At 68.5% G+C, this 24,187-nt stretch carries 20 protein-coding genes, 1 tRNA gene and 1 rRNA gene; 14 read left to right on the top strand and 8 right to left on the bottom strand.

Translation table 11 applies throughout. The features are described from left to right. Positions 1-196: 196 nt before the first annotated feature. From E6A21_RS17305 to E6A21_RS17315, 3 genes are all read left to right on the top strand, one after another. Positions 197-3,199: an FAD-binding and (Fe-S)-binding domain-containing protein gene (locus tag E6A21_RS17305; RefSeq protein ID WP_138445416.1), complete on the top strand. Its 3,003-nt coding sequence runs from the start codon at positions 197-199 to the stop codon at positions 3,197-3,199. Between the two features lie 58 nt (positions 3,200-3,257). Further along, positions 3,258-4,748, top strand: coding sequence for an NAD-dependent succinate-semialdehyde dehydrogenase (locus E6A21_RS17310; protein WP_138445417.1), 1,491 nt, complete (start codon positions 3,258-3,260; stop codon positions 4,746-4,748). A 221-nt stretch (positions 4,749-4,969) separates the two neighbouring features. Then, positions 4,970-5,833, top strand: coding sequence for an IclR family transcriptional regulator (locus E6A21_RS17315; RefSeq protein ID WP_171041459.1), 864 nt, complete (start codon positions 4,970-4,972; stop codon positions 5,831-5,833). Positions 5,834-5,836: 3 nt separating this feature from the next. Here the strand turns inward: E6A21_RS17315 and E6A21_RS17320 are convergent, their stop codons facing one another. Beyond that, positions 5,837-6,718 (bottom strand): helix-turn-helix transcriptional regulator, encoded by an 882-nt coding sequence (locus tag E6A21_RS17320; RefSeq protein ID WP_138445419.1) that lies wholly within the window; start codon positions 6,716-6,718, stop codon positions 5,837-5,839. A gap of 166 nt (positions 6,719-6,884) precedes the next feature. Between E6A21_RS17320 and E6A21_RS17325 the strand changes: the two genes are divergently transcribed. The 7 genes from E6A21_RS17325 (at position 6,885) to E6A21_RS17355 (ending at position 14,127) form a co-directional block, all read left to right on the top strand. After that, a complete protein-coding gene (locus E6A21_RS17325) occupies positions 6,885-8,144 on the top strand; it encodes a multidrug effflux MFS transporter (protein ID WP_138445431.1) in 1,260 nt (419 codons plus the stop codon). Positions 8,145-8,158: 14 nt separating this feature from the next. Further along, entirely contained in the window at positions 8,159-9,178 is a 1,020-nt protein-coding gene (locus E6A21_RS17330; RefSeq protein ID WP_138445420.1) for a zinc-dependent alcohol dehydrogenase family protein, read from the top strand. 380 nt (positions 9,179-9,558) lie between these two features. Then, on the top strand, positions 9,559-10,956 hold the full coding sequence (locus E6A21_RS17335; protein WP_246036608.1) for an MFS transporter: 1,398 nt from the start codon (positions 9,559-9,561) through the stop codon (positions 10,954-10,956). Between the two features lie 62 nt (positions 10,957-11,018). Next, positions 11,019-11,306, top strand: coding sequence for a carboxymuconolactone decarboxylase family protein (locus tag E6A21_RS17340; RefSeq protein ID WP_138445433.1), 288 nt, complete (start codon positions 11,019-11,021; stop codon positions 11,304-11,306). Between the two features lie 8 nt (positions 11,307-11,314). After that, positions 11,315-11,686: a DUF2255 family protein gene (locus tag E6A21_RS17345; RefSeq protein WP_138445421.1), complete on the top strand. Its 372-nt coding sequence runs from the start codon at positions 11,315-11,317 to the stop codon at positions 11,684-11,686. Positions 11,687-12,344: 658 nt separating this feature from the next. After that, positions 12,345-12,779, top strand: a complete 435-nt coding sequence (locus E6A21_RS17350; RefSeq protein ID WP_138445422.1) for a cupin domain-containing protein — start codon at positions 12,345-12,347, stop codon at positions 12,777-12,779. A 1,135-nt stretch (positions 12,780-13,914) separates the two neighbouring features. Continuing rightward, positions 13,915-14,127 (top strand): hypothetical protein, encoded by a 213-nt coding sequence (locus E6A21_RS17355; RefSeq protein WP_138445423.1) that lies wholly within the window; start codon positions 13,915-13,917, stop codon positions 14,125-14,127. Between the two features lie 364 nt (positions 14,128-14,491). Here E6A21_RS17355 and E6A21_RS17360 read toward each other — a convergent pair whose 3' ends face one another. From E6A21_RS17360 to E6A21_RS17375, 4 genes are all read right to left on the bottom strand, one after another. Further along, entirely contained in the window at positions 14,492-15,673 is a 1,182-nt protein-coding gene (locus E6A21_RS17360) for a tyrosine-type recombinase/integrase (RefSeq protein ID WP_171041460.1), read from the bottom strand. A 4-nt stretch (positions 15,674-15,677) separates the two neighbouring features. Then, complete coding sequence (locus tag E6A21_RS17365; RefSeq protein WP_171041461.1) at positions 15,678-15,917, bottom strand: helix-turn-helix domain-containing protein; 240 nt, start codon at positions 15,915-15,917, stop codon at positions 15,678-15,680. A 182-nt stretch (positions 15,918-16,099) separates the two neighbouring features. Continuing rightward, a tRNA-Thr gene (locus E6A21_RS17370) sits at positions 16,100-16,173 on the bottom strand. A 110-nt stretch (positions 16,174-16,283) separates the two neighbouring features. Continuing rightward, a complete protein-coding gene (locus E6A21_RS17375) occupies positions 16,284-17,186 on the bottom strand; it encodes a DsbA family protein (RefSeq protein WP_138445424.1) in 903 nt (300 codons plus the stop codon). Positions 17,187-17,397: 211 nt separating this feature from the next. Between E6A21_RS17375 and E6A21_RS17380 the strand changes: the two genes are divergently transcribed. The 4 genes from E6A21_RS17380 to E6A21_RS17395 all read left to right on the top strand — a co-directional run bounded on the left by E6A21_RS17380 (position 17,398) and on the right by E6A21_RS17395 (position 22,433). After that, positions 17,398-18,852: an alpha,alpha-trehalose-phosphate synthase (UDP-forming) gene (locus E6A21_RS17380; protein ID WP_246036610.1), complete on the top strand. Its 1,455-nt coding sequence runs from the start codon at positions 17,398-17,400 to the stop codon at positions 18,850-18,852. Next, positions 18,845-19,642 (top strand): trehalose-phosphatase, encoded by a 798-nt coding sequence (gene otsB / locus E6A21_RS17385; protein ID WP_138445426.1) that lies wholly within the window; start codon positions 18,845-18,847, stop codon positions 19,640-19,642. Before E6A21_RS17380 ends, otsB begins: the two co-directional genes overlap by 8 nt. 219 nt (positions 19,643-19,861) lie before the next feature. Then, positions 19,862-20,941 (top strand): ABC transporter ATP-binding protein, encoded by a 1,080-nt coding sequence (locus tag E6A21_RS17390; RefSeq protein WP_138445427.1) that lies wholly within the window; start codon positions 19,862-19,864, stop codon positions 20,939-20,941. A 64-nt stretch (positions 20,942-21,005) separates the two neighbouring features. Continuing rightward, on the top strand, positions 21,006-22,433 hold the full coding sequence (locus E6A21_RS17395) for a DUF4032 domain-containing protein (protein WP_138445428.1): 1,428 nt from the start codon (positions 21,006-21,008) through the stop codon (positions 22,431-22,433). Positions 22,434-22,492: 59 nt separating this feature from the next. On the opposite strand, the gene E6A21_RS17400 is transcribed toward E6A21_RS17395, so the two are convergent. The 3 genes from E6A21_RS17400 to rrf form a co-directional block, all read right to left on the bottom strand. Beyond that, on the bottom strand, positions 22,493-23,125 hold the full coding sequence (locus E6A21_RS17400; RefSeq protein WP_138445429.1) for a DUF2461 domain-containing protein: 633 nt from the start codon (positions 23,123-23,125) through the stop codon (positions 22,493-22,495). A gap of 91 nt (positions 23,126-23,216) precedes the next feature. Continuing rightward, positions 23,217-23,726 carry an SRPBCC domain-containing protein gene (locus E6A21_RS17405; protein ID WP_138445430.1) on the bottom strand — a complete coding sequence of 170 codons (510 nt, stop codon included), beginning with the start codon at positions 23,724-23,726 and terminating at the stop codon, positions 23,217-23,219. Between the two features lie 95 nt (positions 23,727-23,821). Further along, positions 23,822-23,938, bottom strand: a 5S ribosomal RNA gene (gene rrf, locus E6A21_RS17410). Positions 23,939-24,187: the final 249 nt, after the last annotated feature.

Consider the following 24,187-nt stretch of genomic DNA (forward strand, 5'->3'; position numbering starts at 1 on the left):
GGAGAAGTACGGCCCCGAGACCGGCTACGAGTTCCTCGCCAACGAGGGCCCCGTGCCCGTGGAGGCCATCGAGCCCACCGAATTCCTCCGCTTCGTCCTCCACACCTTCTAGAACCCCACAGGCGCGGCGCGGGACCCCGGCGCGGGGCCCGCACCCACCCGCCACAAGTCTTTTTCCGAGAAAGAGCCCACGCCCATGACGCATTCCGCCAGCCGCCAGGTGTTGGAGGACCCCAAGGTGCTGCAACAGCCCAACTCCCCCGGCAGTACTCGGGTGGACGCAGGCGACCCGGCGAGGGCGCTGCTCCAGGAGCTGGCGGCGGCAGGGGTGTCGGTGGATGGATCCCCGCGTCGGCGTTCGGAGTATTCCTACGACGCCTCCAACTACCGCGTCGAACCGCTCGCTGTCGCGTTCCCGCGCACGGTCGACGACGTCGTGGCCGCCGTCGGGGTGTGCCGGGCGAGCGGCACACCGGTCATCGCCCGAGGCGGCGGAACATCGATGGCTGGCAACGCCGTCGGCCCCGGGCTCGTCCTGGACTTCTCGCGGCATATGGACCGCGTGTTCGGCATCGACGCGGAGGCCGGGACCGTCGATGTCGAACCCGGCGTGATCCTCGCATCGCTCTCCCGGGAGGTGGAACGCGCCACCGCCGGCCGGCAAACGTTCGCCCCCGACCCCTCGTCGAAGAACCGCGCGACGGTCGGCGGCGCGATCGCCAACGACGCCTGCGGCAACCACTCCGTCCGCTACGGCCGCACCTCCGACCACGTGGCCGAGATCGACCTCGTGACATCGGACGGCGCCCGGGTGACGGCGACCGAGACGGGCCTGCGGGCCACCGATCCCGCCGACTCGTTCTCCGCAGCCCGGGCGGAGGACCTCGCGGCGTCGCTGGCCCGGCTCGCACAGGCGAACCTGGGCGCCTTCCGCCTCGAACTCGGCCGGATTCCCCGGCAGGTCTCCGGCTACCATCTCGAGAACCTCCTACCCGAGAGGAAGTTCAACATCGCCCGGGCCGTCGTCGGCTCCGAGGGGACGTGGGCCATCGTCGTGGGCGCCCGGATGAAGCTCGTGCCCAAGCCCGCAGCCGCACTGCTGGTCTGCCTCGGCTACGAGGACGTCGTCGACGCCGCCCGCGACATCCCCACGATCCTCGAGTTCTCCCCGGCCGCCGTCGAGGGCACCGACGAGGCCATCGTCGCCACCATGCGCCGCCGCCGGGGGCCCGATTCGGTCCTGGGCCTGCCCGAGGGCCGCGCCTGGCTCTTCGTGGACCTCGACGGAGACGACCCGGACACGGTGCGCGCCCACGCGGACCGGCTGCTCGCACGGCTCGCGGAGAACGGACGGCTCGTGCAGGGCCGCGTCGCGGCGGACCCGGCCGAGCGCGCCTCGCTCTGGCGCGTGCGCGAAGACGGCGCCGGCCTGTCCTCCCGCCTCGCCTCGGGCGGCGAGTCGTGGCCCGGCTGGGAGGACTCTGCGGTCGCCCCGGAGCGGCTGGCCGACTACCTCGCCGACCTCCGCGAGCTCCTGGCCGAGCACGAGCTCACCGGGGTCATGTACGGGCACTTCGGGGCCGGCTGCATGCACATCCGCATCACCTACGACCTGCGCAGCGAGGAGGGCCGGGACGTCTTCCGCAAGTTCACCCGCCGCGCGGCGGAACTCGTGGTGCGGCACGGCGGGTCGCTCTCGGGAGAGCACGGCGACGGCCGCGCCCGATCCGAGCTCCTGCCCCTGATGTACTCCCCCGCCGTGATGGCCGCCTTCTCCGAGGCGCGCCGGCTCTGGGACCCGGCGGGCATCCTGAACCCGGGCTCGATGACGGATCCGGACCCAATGGACGCCCACCTCGCCCTCGCAGGCGTACCCGAGCGCGAATGGCGCACGAGCTTCGACCTGCGCCCGGCTGGATCCCACGGCCCGGCAGCATCCCACGGCACGGACCCGTGGGTCCACGCCGTCCAGGGCTGCATCGGCGTGGGCCGGTGCCGGGCGGACACCGGCGGCGTGATGTGCCCCAGCTACCGCGCCACGCGCGACGAGAAGGACTCCACCCGGGGCCGCGCCCGCGTCCTTCAGGACATGGTCCGCGGCGCCCGCACCGTCGAGGAGGGCTGGAAGTCCGAGGAGGTGCGCGAGGTGCTGGACCTGTGCCTGGCGTGCAAGGCCTGCTCGACCGACTGCCCGGCCGGGGTCGACATGGCCACCTACAAGTCGGAGTTCTTCGACCACTACTACAGCGGCCGCATCCGTCCCCTCTCGCACTTCTCCCTGGGCTGGCTCCCTCGCTGGCTCAAGCTCACGGGCCGCCTCTCGGGCCTCGTCAACGCCGTCCTCGCGACCCCGCTGGGCAAGGTCGCGGCCGCGGCGGGCGGCCTCACGACCAAGCGCGCGCTCCCGCGGTTCGCGGGAGCGAACGAATGGCGACGCGAAGTCGCCGCCGCCGGCGTCCCGGCCGCAGGCAAGGCCGACGGCGAGGACTCGGTGGTCCTCTTCGTGGACACGTTCACGCGCGGCTTCCGGCCCGAGGTCGCCGGCGCGGCGGCCCGCGTCCTCGCGGGCGCAGGCGACGCCGTCGAATGCTCCGCCGACGCCTGCTGCGGCCTGACCTGGATCTCCACGGGCCAGCTCGGGACGGCGAAGCGGCTGCTCTCCAAAGCCGCGGAAGCGCTCGACGACGGCACCGACCGGCCGATCGTCGTCGTCGAACCCAGCTGCGCGGCCGCGCTGCGCAAGGACCTGCCCGAACTGGTCCACACCGATCAGGCCAAGCGCGTGGCGGCCCGCGTGCGAAGCTTCGCCGCGCACGTCGCCGACCGCGTCTCAGCCGGCTGGGACCCCTCCCCGGCGAGGCCGGTACCGGAGCAGGCCGTGCTCCAGACGCACTGCCACGAGTACTCGGTCTTCGGGGCCGCGGCCCAGCGGACGGCGCTCAAGGCGGCCGGAGTGCGCAACATTGTCGATGCCGACGGCTGCTGCGGCGTGGCGGGGAACTTCGGCTTCGAAGCCCAGCACTACGACGTGAGCATGCAGGTCGCAGAGAACGCCCTCGCTCCCGCGCTCAGGACCACTGACGATCAGGTCGCCGTGCTGACCGACGGCTTCTCGTGCGCCAGACAGGTAAACCAGCTCGACTCCTCCAGACCCGGCCTGCACCTCGCCCAGATCCTCGACCCGGGCACAACGCCGTAGAACAGCTCGACACCGACCACCATCAAAGACCCCACACCAAGGAAGCAGAGGAACTCCCATGACCACCAACGTCAGCGAGCCCCGCACCTCAGAGCGAGCACGCGAGGCAATCGCCAAACTCAGCACCGGCGTCTTCATCGACGGGCAGTGGGGCGAAGCCGCCTCCGGCGCCCGCTTCAACGTCGTCAACCCCGCGACCGAGGAAGTCATCGCAACCGTGGCCGACGGCGGCCCAGAGGACGCCCGGCGCGCGATCGAGACCGCAGGACGGGTGCAGAAGGACTGGGCCAAGACGGCTCCACGTGAGCGCAGCGAGATCCTGCGCCGCGCCTACAACCTCATCATGGCCCGTCAGGACGAGCTCGCCCTGATCATGACCACCGAGATGGGCAAGCCGCTCGCCGAGGCCAAGGGCGAGGTCGCCTACGCCGCCGAATACTTCCGCTGGTTCTCCGAGGAAGCGGTGCGCATCGGAGGCGACTTCGGAACCTCCGGCGACGGGAAGAACCGCATGCTCGTCTCGCGCGAGCCCGTCGGACCCTGCGTCTTCGTCACCCCGTGGAACTTCCCCCTCGCCATGGGAACCCGCAAGCTCGGCCCCGCCATCGCAGCAGGCTGCACAGTCGTGTTCAAGCCCGCCGCCCTCACCCCGCTCTCCTCCCTGGCGCTCGTGGACATCCTTGTCGAAGCCGGCCTCCCCGCAGGCGTGGTCAACGTCGTGTGCACCACCAAGGCGTCCTCGGTCGTCACGCCGTGGATGTCCAGCGGGATCGCCCGCAAGGTCAGCTTCACCGGCTCGACCGAGGTCGGCGTCCGCCTGCTCCAGCAGGCTGCCCAGCACGTGATGCGCTCCTCGATGGAGCTCGGCGGCAACGCCCCCTTCATCGTCTTCGAGGACGCCGACCTCGACCGCGCCGTCGAAGGCGCCGTCGCGGCCAAGATGCGCAACATGGGCGAGGCCTGCACGGCCGCGAACCGGATCTTCGTCCAGCGGCCCGTTGCCGAGGAATTCGCCCGCCGCCTCGCCGCCCGCTTGGGCGCACTCTCGGTCGGCGACGGCGCCGAGGCGGGCACCGACGTCGGCCCGCTCGTGGAGGAGAAAGCCTTGCGCAAGGTCCAGGAGCTCGTCCACGATGCCGTCGCCAAGGGCGCGAAGGTCGTCTGCGGCGGGAACCGCCCCGAGCGCCCCGGCTTCTTCTACGCGCCCACGGTCCTCTCCGACGTCTCGCCCGAGGCGGACCTCATGACCGAGGAGATCTTCGGCCCCGTGGCTCCCGTCGTCCCGTTCGACACGGAGGAGGAAGCGCTCCGCATGGCCAACGACACCCCGTTCGGCCTCGTCGGCTACCTGTTCACCCAGGACCTGGACCGCAGCTTCCGCGTCGGCGAGGCCCTCGAGGTCGGCATGGTCGGCCTCAACACCGGAATCGTGGCCAACCCCGCCGCCCCCTTCGGCGGCGTCAAGGCCTCGGGCCTGGGGCGCGAGGGCGGACGCATGGGCATCGACGAGTTCCTCGAGTACAAGTACATGGCAGTCCCGCGGGCCTGATCCGCCGACCGAGGCCCGGGATGACAGGAGCCTGACCTAAAAAGGGCCTGAGCGGATATTCATTCCGCTCAGGCCCTCGGTCTATTCTCGTTGTTCCTGGCAGGCGAGCCACTATCATGGTCCAAGTCCCCGCTTTGGCGACCGGCCGCCGTCGTCCTTACGCCGGACAGACGTGGGCGACGTTGTTGACTATATCCCAGAATATGGGATATAGTCCGAGAATGGCAGCGACAGCGACGCCGGACAGTGCGGGCAGCCCGGCAAAGATGCTCCAGATCCTCGACCTCTTCAGCGAGGCAGAACCCGTCTGGTCGACGGCCGACATCATCGAGGCACTGGAGACCTCCAGGTCGACGGGATATCGCTACATCAAGACCCTGAACGACGCCGGGCTGCTCACCACCGTGCGCAATGGCTACTACAGCCTCGGCCCGCGAATCATCGAGATGGACCTGCAGATCCGGCTGACGGACCCGCTGCTCCTGGCAAGCCATGGCGTGCTCGAAGATCTGGTGGACAAAATCGGGCACTCCTCTGTCCTGCTTACCGCATTCCGAGATTCGGTCCTGTGCATCGGGGAGGCCCGTGCCCCTCTGAGCCCGGCAAACCGGTTCAGTCGCGGGCAGCGGCGGCCATTGTTCCTCGGAGCGGGGTCGAAGGTCATCTTGGCCTATCTCCCCCATCACCGCCTCAAAGCCATCTACGCTCGGCAGGCTGCAGAAATTGAGAAGGCCGGCTTGGGCAGCACGTGGAGCGAATTCCGCAAGGCTCTGGGCGAGATCAAGAAGAATGGCTACCTCCTGACCCGAGGAGAGTTCAACCCCGGGGTCTACAGCGTTGCGGCCCCCATCCTCACCGACCAGAAGACATCCGTGGGGAGTGTGGGTGTCGCGTGGGACGGGAATCGCCCTGTCGAAATCCAGCAGGCGGTACGGGCAGTCCAGCAGGCGGCAAGGACTATATCGGAACGACTGATGACGTCCGAGTCCAATGGCTCGGCGGCAACAACCGCCTCCTCTGCGACGCCCAGTTCTTCGCCGTCGCCCGCATCTGAGGATGACCTCTCCTTGACCGCGGCCCCATGAGGCTCAGCCGGTCACGCGCGATTCCATCGACCGGTGATCTGCAGCCCAGGAACCGAGCAGCCTGAGGCGATCCGCCGAGGGCGAGCCTGGCTCTGCGGTGTAGATCAGCATCACGTTCCCGGGTTCGGCGGTGACGGCGAACTCCTCATAGGACAGGGTGAGGTCCCCGACAATCGGGTGGTGGAAGCGCTTGGTCCCTGCCCCGTGGCTGCGGACGTCGTGTGCTGCCCACAGTCGGCGGAACGTTTCGCTGCGGGTGGACAGCTCCCCGACGAGGTCCTGAAGGGCCTTGTCATGGGGGTCGCGACCCGCTTCGGATCGCATGATGGCGGCGCACATCTCTGCGAAGAGCTCCCAGTCGGGGTAGAAATCGTGGGCGGCCGGGTCCAGGAACTGGAATCGGGCGAGGTTCGGGGTGCGGCCGCCGTCGCCGATGACCGGTGAATAGAAGGCGCGTCCAAGCTCATTGGTTGCCACCAGGTTCTGCCGAGGATCGCGGACGAATGCGACGGCGTCGGTGATCGAGTCCAGACCCCACTGCAGGCTCGGGCGAAGCTCGGCGGGCTTCCCTGCACGGCGCCGGGCCCGTCCACTGGTCGGAATGCCATCAGCGGCCCGGGCGAGGTCCAGCAGGTGGGCGTGCTCGGTGTCGTCCAGCTGCAGGGCCCGGGCGAGAGCGTCGAGCACTGACGCGGAGGCTCCGCCGATTGCGCCGCGCTCCAGCTTGGCGTAGTACTCCACGCTCACCCCGGCCAGATCGGCCACCTCGCTGCGGCGGAGTCCCGAAACCCGGCGTTTGCCTCCGGCCGTGATTCCGGCGTCCTTCGGGTTGACCCGGGCCCGGCGGCTCATGAGGAACTCGCGTACCTCGTCTCGGTTGTCCATGAGTTCAGGCTAGGCCGTGGCCGGCCGGGGAGGGAGTCTCTGTCAGGGCACCCCTTCCGCACCCGCCACGCCAGGCAGAGCCGGAGAGGGCTGCGAGGGGTTCCCTGCCAGTACACCCCTCGTCAGGGACTCCCTGTCGGCTTCCCACTAGGAGAGGCTGGTGAACATGCCCGACTCGAATGCCCGGCCGCGCCCGACATACGGCCGCCTCCTGCCTTCGCTGCTGCTCTTGCTGACGGTGTTCGGCCCGATCTCTATGGACCTGTACCTGCCGGCCCTCCCCGCCCTGACCTTGGAGCTGGGTGCCGCCACGTCCGTCGCCCAATTGACCGTGACCGCGTGCCTGGTCGGGCTCGCTGTGGGACAGCTCATCGCGGGACCCCTCTCCGACAGGTTCGGCCGGCGGGGAATCGTGCTCATCGGCGCGGCCGCCTACATTCTGGTCTCCGTTCTCTGCGCAGCGAGCCCCACGGTGGAACTCCTCATCATCGCCCGGCTCGGCCAAGGCCTGGCCGGCGGTGTGGGCATCGTCGTGGCGCAGGCAGCCGGACGGGACATCTACTCCGGTGGTCGTCTCATCCGGTTCTACGGCCGCCTCACCGTCATCGGCGGGTTCGCCGCGATCGTCGGTCCACTCCTCGGCGGAGCGCTCAACACGCTGGTCGATTGGCGCGGCCTATTCATCTTCCTCGCGGTCATCGGCGCAGCAATCCTCGTAGCCACCCTTCTCGTATTCCGCGAGACCCTGCCGCCGGCTGAACGGACGACCGGCGGCTGGACGCACACGCTCCGTGACTTCCGGGCCCTGCTCTCCGATCGGCGGTTCCTCGCCGCAGTCCTCAACCAGGGCTTCCTCTACGCCGCGCTCTTCGCCTATCTCGCCGGCGCCACCTTCGTGCTGCAGGACATCTACGGGCTCTCGCCACAGGCCTACGCCCTGGCCTTCGGGCTCAACTCGGCCGGCTTCATGGTGTTCGGCTATCTCGCAGGACGGGCTGCCGAGCGCTGGAGCATTCCCGGCACCCTCTCTGCCGGCGTCGTCGTCGCCGGGCACGGCGGGCTCGGACTGCTCGCTTCCGGTCTGGCACCGATGCCCCTATGGGTCGTGATCGTCTCATTGTTCGCGCTGGCGAGCGGAGTAGCGATCTCGTCACCGCCCGCCACAACCCTTGCCCTCGCGGAGCACCCGCACATCGCCGGGACCGCGTCGTCGCTGCTGGGCATGGTCCGCTTCGGGTTCGGAGGCGCGGCAGCGCCGCTGGTCGGCATCGCAGGCGCCGCAAGCGTCCTTCCGCTGGGCATTGTCACCACGGCCGGTGTGCTCCTGGCGGCCTGCGCCTCCCTCGCCCTCTCCCGCCATCCCTCTGCGGCCTTCCCTCGCGTGCGCTCTGCCGCGATGGACCTCAGTTCAACCCTCAACAAGTAAGGAGAACCACGATCATGCGTGGAGTCGTCATGCACGCCCCGGGCGAGGTGCGCGTCGAAGAACGCGAGCACCCCTCGATCATCGAGCCCACCGACGCGATCATCCGCCTTGCCGCATCCTGCATCTGCGGGTCCGACCTCTGGCCCTACCGCGGTGCCGAGCCCGTGGACCGCAACCCGATGGGACACGAGTACGTCGGCGTCGTCACAGAGATCGGGGCGGATGTGAAGAACATCCGCGTCGGAGACTTCGTCGTCGGCTCCTTCTTCGCCTCCGACAACACCTGCGAGATCTGCCAGGCCGGCTACCAATCCCGCTGTGTCCACGCCGAGCTCATGGGGGCGATCGGAACCCAGGCCGAGTATGCCAGGGTCCCGCTCGCCGACGGCACGCTCGTCGCCACCCCCGGGCACCCCGACCCGGACCTCATCCCCTCCCTCCTGGCCGCCTCCGACGTCCTCGGCACCGGCTGGTTCGCCGCCGTCGCCGCCGAGGCCGGGCCCGGCAAGACCGTCGCCGTCGTCGGCGACGGCGCCGTCGGACTGCTGGGCATCCTCGCCGCCCAGCAGCTGGGGGCGGACCGGATCATCGCGATGTCGCGGCACGCCGACCGCCAGGCGCTCGCCCGCCGCTTCGGCGCGACCGACATCGTCGAAGAGCGCGGCGACGACGGCGTGGCGAAGATCAAGGAGCTCACCGATGGTCTCGGGGCGCACAGCGTCATCGAGGCCGTCGGCACCCAGGAGGCGATGATGCAGGCCATCCGGGCCACCCGCCCCGGCGGGCACGTCGGATACGTCGGCGTCTCGCACGACGTCCAACTGCCAGGGGACGAGCTGTTCTTCTCCGGCGTGCACCTGCACGGCGGCCCGGCCCCGGTCCGCCGCTTCCTGCCCGAGCTCATCCAGCTCATCTGGGATCGCGCCATCGACCCCGGCGCAGTCTTCGACCTCACCCTCCCCCTCGACCAGGCCGCGGAAGGATACGAGGCCATGGACAAGCGGCGCGCCACCAAGGTCCTTCTCACCCTCTAAACGCCGCCGCCGGACAGCATCAGCTAGCAGGGCCAATTCAAGGTCCTCGAGTCCGGTGACCTCATCAATATGGGCACTCCGCCCAGAGTGGGATTGTCGGTTTGGGAACTCAGCGGCAGAAGATCCTCGCCGCGCGGGATTGAGAAGCTCGCTCCTCATCGCTGCTGGCGAGAACCGCTGAGGCCAACCCTGCCCAGGCTGAGGTGCCATGGGCGAAGCCTTCCTCCATCCGACTCTGGACCACGGCTCGGACGGCACCAAAGACGAGGCGCTGGACCGGCGAGGGCGGTACTGCCAGAACCAGTAACGGCAGGCTCTGCCTGATCTCCCGCCTGCTCGGTTGAATGGCTAGAGAAGAAATGCTGAACGAGGAGATGTCTGTGGAGGCTCGTTACTCCGTGATCCCACGCGGGGCCCCGCCGCGCGACGCGCGAAGGACCGCTGCCCTGAGTGCCTCGGTCCTGGGGTTCTTCGTCATCACCCTCGACGCCGTCGTCGTCAATGTGGCTCTGCCCAGCATGCGCGCCGATCTCGGCGGCGGCATGGCGGGACTGCAATGGATCGTGGACGGGTACACGCTCGCGTTCGCCGCGCTCCTCCTCTCCGCCGGAGCCCTCTCTGACCGCCTTGGGGCGCGCCGCTCCTTCGGCGTGGGTGTCGCTCTATTCGTCGCCGCGTCCTTGGCGTGTGGGCTCGCACCTGGCCTGGGCGCGCTCGTTGCGGCGCGGTTCCTGCAAGGCGCCGGGGCAGCTGTCATGATGCCCTCGTCGATGGCCCTCATCGGCCACGCCTTCCCCGACCCCATTCGCCGGGCGCGGGCCGTCGCGGTCTGGGCCATGGGAGGCGCGATTGCCTCGACGTCGGGACCCGTCATCGGCGGCCTGCTCAATCTGGTCAGCTGGCGGTTGATCTTCCTCATCAACCTCCCCGCGGGGATTGTCGCCCTGATCCTCTTGGCCCGCGCGAGCCCGTCTCCGCGCAGGGAGGCGCCCTTCGACTGGGCAGGGCAGACTACGGCGGTACTCGCCATGGGCGGCATCACCTACGGGGTGATCGAGGCTGGCACACTCGGGCTTGCCGCCCCGCAGGTCATCGCAGCGCTCGCTGTCGGCGTCGCGGCGCTTGTCGCGTTCGCGTTCGTCCAGGCACGCGTGCGACATCCGATGGTGCCACGCGAGCTGGTCCGTTCCAGGGCTGTCGCGGTGGCCTCGGCCGCGGGCTTCGCGTTCATGGTAGGCAACTACGGGTTGCCCTTCGTCATGAGCCTCTACCTGCAACAGCATCGCGGGCTGACCTCATTCGAGACCGGAACCGTGTTCCTGCCCATGATGCTGATCGGCTTCGTCCTGACACCCTTCGTCGCCAGGATCGCCGAACGCTTCGGCGCGAAGCCCCTCATCGCCCTGGGCTTCCTCTCCATGGCGGCGGGCCTCGTCGCGATAGCCCTTCTGCCCTCGGACGCCCCCGTTTGGGTCATCTCAGGCCTCATGGTCCTCGTGGGCCTCTGCGGCCCCCTCGTGGTTCCTCCCATCAGCGGAGTCCTGCTCAACAGCGTCCCCCGGCACCTCTCCGGCACCGCCAGCGGGGTCTTCCACGCGAGTCGCCAAGTCGGGGGAGCCCTCGCCGTCGCCGTCTTCGGCGCTCTCCTGGCCGATCCGGCGCACTTCCAAGCCGGAGTGACGTCCAGCCTCGTCGGCGCGGCCGCCGTCGGCCTCCTCGCAGCCGCCGCGAGCCGATTCCTCACACAGACCACTCAAGAAGAAAGGAACCCTACGTGACCACGCGGAAAACCCCTTCTCACCAGCAATCCTCGTCTAACGAGCCCTCCGGAGCCGAGAAGATGTTCGGCGACTTCGCACCGGCTCTCGTCTCCTACACCGACGACGTCCTCTTCGGGCAAGTGTGGGAGCGCCCGGAACTGTCCCCTCGGGACCGCAGCCTCGTCACGGTCTCTGCACTCCTGGCCGGCGGCAACACCGAGCAGCTCACGTTCCATCTCGCCAAAGCGAAAGAGAACGGGCTCAGCGAGGAAGAGCTCATCGAGGCGATCACTCACCTCGCCTTCTATGCGGGCTGGCCCAAGGCCATGTCCGCGATGTCGGTCGCTAAGAGCGTCTTCCGGGGCTAGGCCTTCTCATGACCGAATGGGACACCGGTGTTCTCCGCCGGATTGCAGAGACCGACGACTTTCACATCTCGCCCTTCCGGGAAGACAGAGCCACTTACGGGACCCCGACGTGGATCTGGTCCGTGGTCGTCGACGGAAGCCTCTACGTGCGGCCCTGGAATGGCGTCGACTCTCGCTGGTACAAGGCGGCCTTGTGTCAGGGCGCGGGGAGGATCAGCGCCGCCGGCGAGACCTTCGACGTCCTGTTTGAGGCCGCTGACCCAGCGGTGAACGACGGCGTCGATGCCGCCTACCGCGCCAAGTACGGCGATAGTCCGTATTTCCCCCCGATGGTCGGGGCGCGTCCCCGTGCCGCGACGGTGCGGATCACACCGGCTTGATCCCTCAGGTAGCAAAAACGACGACGCCCCACGCCGCGGAGGCTCAGGGCGTCATCGTTCTTTGGATCCTAGGCGACGGTTGACGCGTCGATGACGAACCGGCAGCGGACGTCGGACCAGCCGCGCCCGCGCTCCTAAAAGCTCTGCAACCTGCCGAGCAACCTCACCTCATCGACTTCGGTCGGAGTCCTTGTCGAACGGTCTGGCGGGACGCGCGGCCGATTCGTCCTTGCCTTCTGACCGTGCTCGATCCCAGGAGGGAAGCAGCATGAACATCGAAACCCGTAGCCCCAGCTGCAAGGACCCGCTCGAGCAGTTCGCCGGCGAGGTATGGTCGAGGTCGACCCGATCGCCGGCCCCTCACGAGGTCGACCCAGGCATGATCCCGGCGCTGGGCTTCGCGCCCGGTGCCCCGCACTGCCGGGTACAGCCACCCCAAGACCACGCACCACGGCCCATGCACAGCAACGCCGAACTCGACTTCACCATCGGAGAGCAGACCTGGATCCGCGACTACGGCGCACGTGAATTTCCGCATCTTCAGCGGCAGGTAGTCCCTGCCGGATCAACTGCACGTGACACTCTCGTGAACCGTGACCGAATGAGCCCGACTGAGTTGGCACCGCACGACCGACAACACAACAAGCAAGGAGATCTCATGAGTGAGACCGAGTTCGACCAGATCTTCCCGCTCGGGGAGAAGAATGATGCCTTCGCCCAGTACTTCATCGGGCAGAGCTACCTCGCTCCGTTGACCTCGGGGAACGTGCCGGTCAGCAATGTCTCCTTCGAGCCGGGCTGCCGCAACAACTGGCACATCCACCACGGCACCGCAGGGGGCGGGGACCAGATTCTGCTGTGCACGGCAGGCAGTGGCTGGTACCAGGCCGAGGGCGAGGAGCCCATAAGCATGGAGCCGGGCACGGCGATTCGTGTCCACGCCGGCACAAAGCACTGGCACGGGGCGAAGGCCGACTCATGGTTCTCCCATCTAGCCTTCATCACCCCAGGCGAAGGCGTCAGCAACGAATGGCTCGACCCGGTCACCGACGAGGCGTACGGTCAGCTGCCCAAGCGCGGGGAGAACGCATGAGCATCCCGAACGGGGCCAACACCTGACGGCCCGGCAGCACCGGCCGCGGCGGGACGGGAGGTGACGGCATTGGAGTGCACCCCAACCCCCATCGTCCGGAGCATGGTTTTGCGGGGCGATAGGGTCCTTTTGCGTCTTTTGCCCCAGTTCCGCGCGAGGGTCTAGAAGTGGTGCGGCAGCCAGATCGGCGGACGGGCATGCGCGTCGCTCGACCAGCCCGAGGCGATAGTGCCACCACGTGAAACAGACCCTGACCCGGCGTCGCCGACATGGCCACGAGCGGCGGCAGACCCTCTAGGGGCGCGATCTTCAGCCGGGTCGAGACGGACGGCCCCGCCCCGGATGATCACACGAGCACGGTCGAGAAGGCCCGAGATCACGAATTCGGACGGGCGAACCCAGACGATGCCCGCTTCATTGCCCGGACCGACCGTCGGTGGCCGCCCTGGTCTGTTACAGATCGGCCGGCCTCAGGATCGACCTCCCGGCTGGGCTCAGCTGGCACACCCGACACGTCCCGGCCAAGCAGTCGCCGCCGTTAACTCACGTGAGCGGCCGCCCGTCGGCTTCCGCCCGTGCCAGCGTTCGGGCGCAGCCTGCGCATGTCCACAGGGTGGCCCGTCCAGGATCAGGCCAGGTGGATTGGGCCTGTCCGTCCAGGCGCCACACCGATTGCTCGGGGAGCGCGTGTGCACCTACCTTCTAGGAGGTGCCGCACCGATGATCACAGCGAGCCGCAAACAGACGGACGGTACGGGTTCACCCCGCGGGGATGGCCCCGGCCCGGCGCGCATGCAGGGATCGAGCACATCTGCACCAGGCACGTTGAGGCCACCTCGAGAGCCTCAACCTTCGAGGCCCCCAGCCGCCGCCTCCACGCCCGCGCAACTGGACATTCCCGGCACGCCGCGGCTGGCCGTGCTGCACCCGGTGCTCGGCAATCCCGACCCCCGGCCTGGCGCACACCGCCGCGGGACGGGTCTCCTGCTGCGGCTGGGCATCGGCGAACTGCCGGCGGCCTACGGGCCCACCACGCCCTGCTCGCCGAGAACGCAACGCGTCGTCAGGAGGACTCACCGTTCAGCGGCACCGGGGATAACCCCAGGTCAGACGGTGGGGCCACCGTGGCCCCACCGTGTCAAAGGCGAACTGGAAGACCTGCAAACCGGTCGCGCACGGCTGGGGCATCCGAGTGAAGACCTGGGCCACCGATCTCGAGCATCTCGCCGCCGAGGCGCTCGCCGGCTTCCGCGCCGTACAGAAACCCGTCAACCACCCCCGCCACACCGGCACGCGCAGCGGTGGCGAGGACGGCGGGCGGGTCGCGGTTCACCATCGGCGGGCATAAGCCCAGGTCGCGCGGTGCCGCCACGGTGGCGGCACCGCGTCGACCCCAAACGCAGCACGATGATGCCCGTGCCCCGTTCGCTCGCGCCGGGTTCGCGGAAATTGGTCGGAGCCTCCATCGTCGACGTCATCCTCGCCCGCAGCCTCCAACCCCAAAGAACTTGCCCGAACTGGCCACCCTCGTGAGCGAGCAGACTACTGCCTGCTCCACCGTCCCGGAGGACCCGGTACCGCTCTGCACAGCTTCTGGCGTCCCACGAGTCCCCTCATGCCGCCGTCGCTCTCCGAGCCCGCCAGTTCGGCAATGCTCTCGCCCTGTGCTCGGCCCCGTCCAGCGTCGCACGCAGGCAGGCGGCGAGGGAAGATCACGCGTCCTTCGCGAACGCCCGCTCGAGCATCTCGGCGGTGGCAGGGTTGACCATCTCGTTGCGGCGGATGTAGTGCGCGATGGTGATCTTCGGGTCCGTGTGGCCGAGCAGCTCGGCGGCGAGGTCGACACCGGCCTGGGCATTGATCGCCGTCGCGACGGTCCGGCGGAACATGTGCGGGGTGACCCCGGCGATCCCGGCCAGGTCCATCACCCGGCGGAGCTGGAGGCGGACGTGATTCGTCGTGAGCGGCTTCCCTTCCCTGCTGCAGAACAGCAGGGAATCCAGCGATGGGTCCTCCAGCTTCGCCAGCCGGGCCCGGACGGCCTCGGCCGTGAACGACGGGATCGCCACCGTCCGGCGGGACTTCGCCGTCTTCGGATGATCCTGCCGCACGGTCGCCTCGCCCCGGTTGCTGACGATCGTTCCGGCGATCCGGATCGAGGGAGGTGCCCCGGTGATGTCGACGTCGCGGCGGCGGATGGCCAGGACCTCCCCTATGCGCGCGGACGTGCCGAGCATGACCTCCACGATCGCCCCGAGCTGGCCGTCAGGCTTCGGGCCCGAGGACGATCGTCCGGCCTCCCAGCACGCGACCGCGGCCCGGACCGCGTTCACCTCTGCCGGGGTGAGCGCATCCGGGATGCGCGCCGGACGGCGCAGGGATGAGACATGATCCATCGGGTTGCGGGCCAGCACCTCGTGCCGGACGGCCAGGCCCAGGGCCAGGCGAAGGACGACGCGCGCCTGCTTCGCGCGGTTGTAGCTCTGCCTGGCAAGCTGCTTGAGGAAGTTGTCGCAGCGGGCGACGCCGATCTCCCGCAGGGTCAGGCTCTCGAAGGCAGGCAGGACGAGCCTCTGCATGTTGCCCTCGTAGAGCTGCCTGGTCCTCTTTGAGAGCCGTCGCTCGAGGTCGAGGTCTTCGAGCCAGTAGGCGACCAGTTCGGGGAACGGGCTGTCTGCGGTGAGCTTCGAGGAGGACGGCTGGAAGAGGCTCCGCTCGGAGAGCTTGGCCTTCAACGCCCGCTCCGCGGCCTTCGGGGTCGCCCCGGTGGCCTGGACCAGCCGGGTCTTCCCGTCCCAGCCGCGGTAGCGCGCGCGGGCGACGCTGCGCCCGCTCGCCGCGCTCAGGTAGCCGATCTCCCCGAAGGTGCCGATGGCCAGGCGCTGGCGGCTCACCGCTTTACCTCCCGCCCGTCGGCGACGACGGCCCGGGATCGCGCTGCTGCTCGACCCAGACCCGCACGTCGGAGACGGCGAACTTCAGGTGCTTCCCGAAGCGGTAAGCGCGCGGGCCCAGGCCCCGCGTGCGCCAGTCGTACACCGTGGAGACCGGAACGCCCAGGTACGCGGCGAGCTCGCCGACGTCCAGCAGGCGCTCCAGCCCCCACGGATTCTCCGCAGCGGTGTGATCGGTGTCCATGCCGCACTGGTGCGCCGCACTCCCCCTCAGGGACCGGAGGCAACCGCAGCGTTCGCCCTCCAGCCGGGGCCCAGCCGCCCAAGGGCGCCGCGGGGAGGCCAAAAAGATGGGTTTTCGATGACCTGGTCAAATCTCACCAACCGAGAAGCCGCGGGAACCCTTGAGTTCCCGCGGCTTCGATGAGCCCCCTGCCGGATTCGAACCGGCGACCCTCTGTTTACAAGACAGATGCTCTGGCCAACTGAGCTAAGGGGGCAAGGCGTACGCAGCACGAGCGCCACCCACAAGGGTAGCAAAGCGCGGCGGCCCGGCCCCCACCAGGGGGACCGGGCCGCCGTCGTGCGTCGCCTGGGCGAGGCGGAAAGGCTAGGCCTTGGCCCGAGCGTCGAGGTCGGCCTGCAGGAACGCGTCGAACGCCTGGTTCGCCGAGTCGCCGATCCCCCACTGCTTGCCGTCGACGAACGCGGTCGGAGTCCCGGTTACGCCGTCTGCGGCGGCGAGGGCGGTGGTGTATTTGACCCAGGGTCTGTACGTCTTGTTGTCGACGCATTGGGAGATGTCGGCTCCGAGCTTGGAGGCGATGTCCTTGAGCTGCTGGTCGGACAGGCCCGCCGAGCCTTCTGCCGGCTGCTGGGCGTAGAGCTGGGCGAAGAAGTCGGCGTACTTGTCCGGGTACTGATTCGCCACGCACGCAGCCGCGGCTGCGGCGCGCGACGAGTAGTTCGTCGTCGAGTTCTGGTCGAGGAAGGCGATGGGCCGGTACTCGAGCGTTATCTCGCCCGAGTTGCGAAGCTGGGTGAGCTTGTCGCCGTAGGTCTTCTCGAAGTTGCCGCACACGGGGCAGATGAAGTCCACGTACACGACGACCTTCGCCGGCTGGCCCTTGGGGGCCGCCTCGACGCCCTTCGCGTTGGCCTGCTGGCCTTGGGAAGGCTGGGCGGTGGGCGTGGGGATGCTGGCAGCGTTGACGGTCGACGCCGGTTCAGCCGTCACAGCGCTGCCCTTGCCGAGCGTGATCCCGCCGTTCGCGTTCATGTTCGCGGGGCTGGGGCCACTGTTCGCGATAGGCGCGCTCTGCTGCATCGATGAGGAGACGACAATCGCGATGATCGCGATGACCGCAACGAGCGCCACCACGACGCCCCACCGGACGAGAAGCCGGTTCCGCTTCTCCTTCTTCTGCTGTGCCTCGCGGATCTGGCGGGCCTTCTCGCGGGCCGCGGCAGTCCGCTCCGCTTTTGTGGGGCGTGATTGATTGGAGGGGCTCATCGTTCCTCGTGTCAGGTCGCGGCGCGCAGCAGCGCGCCCGGTCGGCGTCGGGGACAGTGTATTCCAGCAGGCAGGACGCAGCCCGGCAGAAGCACTCAATCGGCGCAACGTGCGGGCCCCGCGCAGGGTTCCTTGACAACGTTGTGACCATTGCCGCACCGCTCCCCGGTAGGGTGGAGAAAGATTCCAGCGAATGCGAGGTAGCGCGAGAGTGGCTCAGGACACTGAACGGACAGCACCAGACACGGCGGCCAAGGACGGCAGGGCGGCAGGATCCTACGACTTCCTCGTCGTAGCGAACCGCCTGCCCGTGGACCGCGCCGGAGACAGCCCGAATGACGGTTGGAAGCGCTCCCCCGGCGGCCTGGTGACGGCGCTCGCCCCCATCATGGAAAAGTCCGACGGCGCGTGGATCGGCTGGGTCGGCTCCCCCGACGAGGAGATCGAGCCCTTCGAGCATGACGGCATGGCCCTGGTCCCGGTGGGCCTGTCGGCCTCGGAGGTCGAGCTCTACTACGAGGGGTTCTCGAATTCGACCCTGTGGCCCCTCTACCACGACGTCATCGCTCCCCCGGAGTTCCACCGCACCTGGTGGGACGCCTACCGGCGGATCAACGAGCGGTTCGCCCTCGCCGTCCTCGCCCGCGCCGCCGACCACGCGACGGTCTGGGTTCAGGACTACCAGCTCCAACTCGTCCCCGCGATCCTGCGCGCGCGGCGTCCGGACCTCCGCATCGGGTTCTTCAACCACATCCCGTTCCCGCCGCCCGAGATCTTCTCCCAGCTCCCCTGGCGCCGCCAAGTCCTCGAGGGGCTCCTTGGTTCCGACCTCGTGGGCTTCCAGCGCCCGAACGACGCCCTCAACTTCGCCCGCGCCGCACGCCGCTACGGGGGCGCAGGCGGCAAGGGCACGAACCTCCTCGTCGGCCGCGGCGAGCGCGTCGTCCGCGCGGAGGCCTTCCCGATCTCGATCGACACGGAGCGCATCTCGCAGCTCGCGCGCCATCCCGAGATTCAGGAGCGTGCCCGCCAGATCCGGCACGACCTGGGCGATCCGAAGACGATCATGCTCGGCGTCGACCGCCTCGACTACACGAAGGGCATCCGCCACCGCCTCAAGGCGTTCGAGGAGCTCCTCGTCGACGAGCGCATCAAGGTCGGCGAGGTGACCCTCGTCCAGGTGGCGAGCCCCAGCCGCGAGCGCGTCGAGCAGTACCGCCTCCTCAGGGAAGAGGTCGAGGGGACGGTGGGCCGCATCAACGGCGCCTTCGACACGCTCCAGCACACGGCTGTCCGCTACCTGCACCACAACTACCCGGTCGAGGAGATGGTCGCCCTCTACCTCGCGGCGGACGTCATGCTCGTGACGGCGCTGCGGGACGGGATGAACCTCGTCGCCAAGGAGTACGTAGCGGCCCGCTACAACGGGACGGGGGCGCTCGTCCTGAGCGAGTTCACGGGTGCCGCGGACCAGCTCAAGCAGGCACTGCTCATCAACCCGCATGACATCGCGGGGCTCAAGGAGGCGATGGTCGCGGCGATCAACCTGCCGCCCGGCGCCGCGAGCCGCCGGATGAAGGCGATGCGCCGCCAGATCATCGTCCACAACGTCGAGGAATGGTCCGCTGCCTTCCTCAACCGTCTTGCGGAGGTCACCCATGGCTAGGCCTGAAGTCCCTGCGGAGCTGCGGGCAGCGCTGGAGCGGCTCGCCGCCGTCGACCGCCTCCTCGTGGCGCTTGACTTCGACGGCGTCGTCGCCCCCATCGTCGAGCGGGCGGAGCAGGCGCGCCCTCTCCCCCAGACGGCGGCGGCGGTGGCGGAGCTCGCGGGCATAGCGGGGACCTGGACCGCGTATGTCTCCGGTCGCTCGCTCGGGAGCCTCACCCACGTCGCGTCGCCGGACCCGCGCACTCTGCTCATCGGCAGCCATGGGGCCGAGATCCGTCTTGACGGCCAGGAGCATCCGGTAGCCCTCGACGACGACCAGCGCCAGGCCCTCGAGGCCCTCCACGCCGCGTTCGCCCAGGTCGCAGCGCAGGCCCCGGGCACCTGGGTGGAGGAGAAGCCCGCAGGCCGTGTCCTCCACACGCGCCAAGCGGACGACGACGTTGCCGCCGCGGCCGTCAGAGCCGCCCACGAGCGCCTCGCAGGGCGAGGCGACATCTACCTCAAGACGGGCAAGCGAGTCCTCGAAGGCTCCGTGGTCCACGCGACGAAGGGCGAGGGCATCGCCTTCCTCCGCCAGGTCACCGAGGCCGACGCCGTCCTGTTCGCGGGCGACGACGTCACCGACGAGGACGGCTTCCTCGCCCTCGAGGAGGGCGACGTCGGGATCAAGGTCGGCGACGGGGAGACTGCCGCCGCGTTCCGCGTGCGCGAGCCGGGCGACATCGCCCACGCCATGGCTCTTCTCGTGCTGCTGCGCGGCGCGCGCCGCACAGAGCACGCCACATAACTATTCGGCCACAGAGCGGTCTGTGCTCGACGTCACACTTGGGAACATTATGTGACGCATGCCATACTCATTTGTGAGCCGCGGAAGACCGCCTCGGCTCATTCCGTGCCAGAATCGGCGATGCCAGATTGGGCAGCCCTGACGGCATACAACTGAACAACACGAACCATTCACTACGGATCGTCCGGCACGTACCTGCCGGTGAAGGGACAGATTACTGTGGCAACAGTGACGTTCGACAACGCAACGCGCCTGTACCCGGGCACAGAGAAGCCCGCGGTGGACAAGCTCAACATCCAGATCGCGGACGGCGAGTTCCTCGTACTTGTCGGCCCCTCCGGCTGCGGAAAGTCCACCTCCCTGCGGATGCTCGCGGGCTTGGAGGACGTCAACTCCGGCCGCATCCTCATCGGCGATCGTGACGTCACGGACGTCCCGCCCAAGGACCGCGATATCGCGATGGTCTTCCAGAACTACGCCCTGTACCCGCACATGTCGGTGGCGGACAACATGGGCTTCGCCCTCAAGATCGCCGGCGTCTCGAAGGAAGAGCGCGCACAGCGCGTTCACGAGGCCGCCAAGCTGCTCGACCTTGAGCAGTACCTCGACCGCAAGCCGAAGGCGCTCTCCGGCGGCCAGCGGCAGCGCGTCGCGATGGGCCGAGCGATCGTCCGGAACCCGCAGGTCTTCCTCATGGACGAGCCGCTCTCGAACCTCGACGCCAAGCTCCGCGTCCAGACTCGCACGCAGATCGCGTCTCTCACCCGCCGCCTCGGCGTCACCACCGTCTACGTCACGCACGACCAGGTCGAGGCCATGACCATGGGCGACCGCGTGGCGGTGCTCAAGGACGGCCTCCTCCAGCAGGTCGACACCCCGCGCAACCTCTACGACAAGCCGCAGAACGTCTTCGTGGCCGGCTTCATCGGCTCGCCCGCGATGAACCTCCTCGAGCTCCCCGAGGTCGACGGCGGCGTGCAGTTCGGCGGCGCGGTCTACCCGGTCGGCCGCGAGGTCCTTGCCGGGGCCACGGGCAACACGGTCACTCTCGGCGTCCGCCCGGAGGACCTCGAGTCCACGACTCAGGGGGACGGCCTCGCAGTCGAGGTCGACGTCGTCGAGGAGCTCGGTGCTGACGCGTACATCTACGGCCACACGACGGTGAACGGCCAGACGCACGACATCGTCGCCCGCACGGACGGCCGTCGTCCTCCGATGAAGGGCGACACGGTGTGGGTGCGCCCCCAGCAGGGTCACGTCCACCTGTTCGACACGAAGTCGGGCGAACGTCTCGGCTAACCTGATCAGGACAACAGCGCTGTGCCCGCCGGTTCTCCGGCGGGCACAGCCATTTCCCCCGGAAATGAGCAGGATGAACGGCGCCAACTGGCAGGACGAGCCGACCGACTACGCCATGCTGGGCAAACTGCCCCGCAAGGAACCGCTCAACGACCCGCCCCCCGCGAATGTCATGGGATCCCTCAGCATCACCGCGGCGGCTGCAGATCCCGAGCTTCTGGACCTTCCCTGGCACATCGCCCTCGAGGACTGGCCCGAGGAGTACCTTGCCGCCCTCCCCCGCGGCATCTCACGGCACATCGTGCGCTTCGCGAAACTCGGCGGATCAGTCATCGCAGTCAAGGAGACGGGCGAGCACATCGCGCGCCACGAGTACCACATGCTGCGCCGCCTGCAGCGGCTCGACGTTCCCTGCGTCGAGCCGGTCGCCGTCATCCGCGACCGGCAGACCCCCGATGGCCGGCCCCTCGACCCCGTCCTCGTGACGCGCCACCTCAAGTTCTCGCTCCCGTACCGGGCGCTGTTCTCACAGATGCTGCGGAGGGACACGCTGACTCGCCTCATCGACGCGCAGGCGCTCCTCCTCGTTCGGCTGCACCTCATCGGCTTCTACTGGGGCGATGTCTCGCTGTCCAACACCCTCTTCCGGCGCGACGCCGGGGCCTTCGCCGCCTACCTGGTGGACGCCGAGACGGGTGAGCTGTATCCGGATCTCTCCACGGGCCAGCGCGAATACGATCTCGAGATCGCACGCGTGAATATCGCGGGCGAGCTCATGGACCTCCTCGAGGGCGGGCTCATCGACGCCGAGGTCGACCCCGTGGCGACGAGCGAACGCATCATGGACTCCTACCGGAACCTTTGGACGGAGCTCACCGAGAAGGAGTCCTTCGAGCTCGGCGAGCGTTGGCGCGTGAGCGCCCGCATCAGGCGCCTGAACGAGCTCGGGTTCGACGTCGAGGAGTACGCCATCAAGACGACGGCGGACGGCTCCACGATCCAGCTCCAGCCCAAGGTCGTCGACGCCGGCCACCACCAGCGACGTCTCCTCCGGCTCACGGGCCTCGATGCGCAGGAGAACCAGGCGCGCCGGCTCCTCAACGACATGGATTCCTTCCGTGCGGACAACTACCCCGACCAGGACGAGGAGATCGCCGCCCATGCATGGGTGACCCAGGTCTTCGAGCCGATCGTCCGGGCCATCCCAAAGGAGCTTTCGGGAAAGCTCGAACCCGCTGAGGTAGTCCACCAGGTCCTCGAGCACCGCTGGTACATGTCTGAGCGGCTCGATCGCCACGTCCCCCTCGCGGAGACTCTCCAGTCCTACATCGACACGGTCCTGCGGCATCGGCGCGACGAGGCCGCGATCATGCTCAATCCGGACACGCAGACCCTCAAGATCCTCGAGGCCGAGGCTGCGAGGCAGGCCGAAGACCAGTTCGACGACGACGAGGCCGACGTCGATGTGGAAGCACCTGTCGACGCTGACTGACGGCGCTGACTGACGGCGCAGCGCCCGCTGTCGCTCCTAGTCGCCCTCTGGGGCCATGGCTAGCCCACGTGCTCGGTGAGCCATTCGACGAGGGGACGAATCTCGTTCCAGCTCTCCCTCACGCGCTCCTTGGCTTCAGGCGAGCCAAGCCACGACGGCACTCCGAGGGAGCGCCCCGCTGTGAGCGATTTGTGCTTGAGGAGTTCGCCGCGGGGGTGCTCGCGGTCGAACTCACGGGGGACGGTCTTGAGCTGCTCCCCCTCGATCGCATAGCCCCGGCTGCGCAGTTCCTCGACGATCCCGGCCAGCTCGCCGCCTGGCGCGGGAGCGTCGACGGCAGCTCGGAACTTCGTCGTCTGTGCCGGCGTGTGCGAGTGGTATCCGCCGCCTATGAGAAGGCCTGTCGCATCGAGATGGACGTAGTAGCCCATCCCATCCCCAGTCGCCGCGAATCCCCCCTGCGAGGTCTTGTAAGGGGACTTGTCCTTGCTGAAACGGATGTCCCGATTCGGGCGGAACGCCTTCCCCTCGCCGAATTCGTCCGAGAGTTCGTCCAGGAGCGCCACCATCGGCCCACGAACTGCCCGCTCGTAGACGTCCTTGTGCTCACCCCACCACTCACGGGTGTTGTTGTTCTCAAGCTCGGCGTAGAACTCGATTCCCTCCGGCGGGAAACCCTCGAAGCTGCTCATGGGAGGATCATCGCCCATGCTTCTGGACGCGTCTACAAGGCTGCGTGGAGCGGCACGACCGGCTCGCCGCGGAGTCGGTGAGGTGCATGAGTCAGCGGACAGTCGCGACAGCGTCGGGGGAGAGCCCGAAGTACGCGACGTAGCGGCCAAGGATGACGGGCCACTCGCTGTACTTCTCGTACTGCTCCCGGCCCTCGGCCCCACTCGCCCAGCCATTGTGGGTGAACGTCACGAGGCTTGCCGCTCCAGCGTCCGATTCCTCGAATTCCACGCGGATCCGCATCGGGGACGTGGGGGTCCAAGCGAGCGTCCAGGACAGTTCAATGGACGACGGCGGATCCTCCGAGAGCACTTCGCCCCAGACCTGCGTCTCCCCCGCCTCGGATTCCTCGCCGATGACGCCGTCCTCGATGAAGGCGTGCGTTCCCTCTCCGAACCCGGTGTAGCTCCGGGGCCACCACAGATGAAGGTCGCCAGTGAAGGCGCTGTAGGCAACGTCACGAGGAGCCGGAACCGTGAACTGATAGATGCGGGGTGGCGGCGCGGCCATCTCCCGCGTTGGCTCGTCGGGCTGAGGCCGATCCGAAAACAAGGGGTCCACTGTGCGATCCTAACGCCCAGTCGGAGTCTTTTAGTCGGAGTCATAAATGCGTCGAGGGCCCCACGGTCGTTGTGGGGCCCTCGGCGGGTGGTGTTGTCCGGCGGTGTCCTACTCTCCCACACCCTCGCGGGTGCAGTACCATCGGCGCTGTGGGGCTTAGCTTCCGGGTTCGGGATGGGTCCGGGCGTTTCCCCCACGCTATGGCCGCCGTAACCTACTCTCCTCGCGCCCCCGGGTGCCGGGGGTGGGGAAGCGTGCGGGTTGCGGTGGGCCAGCCCTGGGGGCCGGCGCGCGGTGCTGTATTCGATTGTGCTGTGTTCGGTTCTGCTGTGCTGCTGGTGGTGCTGTGGTGTTCCCCGGTGGCCCGGTCCCCGGCCCCGTGGTATGGGGGTGGGGCGGGGGTGGGGTTTGTTGTCTGGGGACCGTAGAGTGGACGCGGGCAGTGTTCCGTGTGTGTGTGA

Origin of the sequence: Sinomonas susongensis, from assembly GCF_005877005.1 — a bacterium.
Taxonomy (GTDB): Bacteria; Actinomycetota; Actinomycetes; order Actinomycetales; family Micrococcaceae; genus Sinomonas; species Sinomonas susongensis.

What these genes read in the sequence shown, in the direction of transcription:
- E6A21_RS17330 (WP_138445420.1), top strand. Translation starts at nt 8,159, where the DNA reads ATGCGTGGAGTCGTCATGCACGCCCCGGGCGAGGTGCGCGTCGAAGAA.
- E6A21_RS17320 (WP_138445419.1), bottom strand. Translation starts at nt 6,718, where the DNA reads ATGGACAACCGAGACGAGGTACGCGAGTTCCTCATGAGCCGCCGGGCC.
- E6A21_RS17325 (WP_138445431.1), top strand. Translation starts at nt 6,885, where the DNA reads ATGCCCGACTCGAATGCCCGGCCGCGCCCGACATACGGCCGCCTCCTG.
- E6A21_RS17350 (WP_138445422.1), top strand. Translation starts at nt 12,345, where the DNA reads ATGAGTGAGACCGAGTTCGACCAGATCTTCCCGCTCGGGGAGAAGAAT.
- E6A21_RS17345 (WP_138445421.1), top strand. Translation starts at nt 11,315, where the DNA reads ATGACCGAATGGGACACCGGTGTTCTCCGCCGGATTGCAGAGACCGAC.
- E6A21_RS17310 (WP_138445417.1), top strand. Translation starts at nt 3,258, where the DNA reads ATGACCACCAACGTCAGCGAGCCCCGCACCTCAGAGCGAGCACGCGAG.
- E6A21_RS17395 (WP_138445428.1), top strand. Translation starts at nt 21,006, where the DNA reads ATGAGCAGGATGAACGGCGCCAACTGGCAGGACGAGCCGACCGACTAC.
- E6A21_RS17365 (WP_171041461.1), bottom strand. Translation starts at nt 15,917, where the DNA reads ATGGACACCGATCACACCGCTGCGGAGAATCCGTGGGGGCTGGAGCGC.
- E6A21_RS17375 (WP_138445424.1), bottom strand. Translation starts at nt 17,186, where the DNA reads ATGAGCCCCTCCAATCAATCACGCCCCACAAAAGCGGAGCGGACTGCC.
- otsB (WP_138445426.1), top strand. Translation starts at nt 18,845, where the DNA reads ATGGCTAGGCCTGAAGTCCCTGCGGAGCTGCGGGCAGCGCTGGAGCGG.
- E6A21_RS17315 (WP_171041459.1), top strand. Translation starts at nt 4,970, where the DNA reads ATGGCAGCGACAGCGACGCCGGACAGTGCGGGCAGCCCGGCAAAGATG.
- E6A21_RS17305 (WP_138445416.1), top strand. Translation starts at nt 197, where the DNA reads ATGACGCATTCCGCCAGCCGCCAGGTGTTGGAGGACCCCAAGGTGCTG.
- E6A21_RS17340 (WP_138445433.1), top strand. Translation starts at nt 11,019, where the DNA reads ATGTTCGGCGACTTCGCACCGGCTCTCGTCTCCTACACCGACGACGTC.
- E6A21_RS17400 (WP_138445429.1), bottom strand. Translation starts at nt 23,125, where the DNA reads ATGAGCAGCTTCGAGGGTTTCCCGCCGGAGGGAATCGAGTTCTACGCC.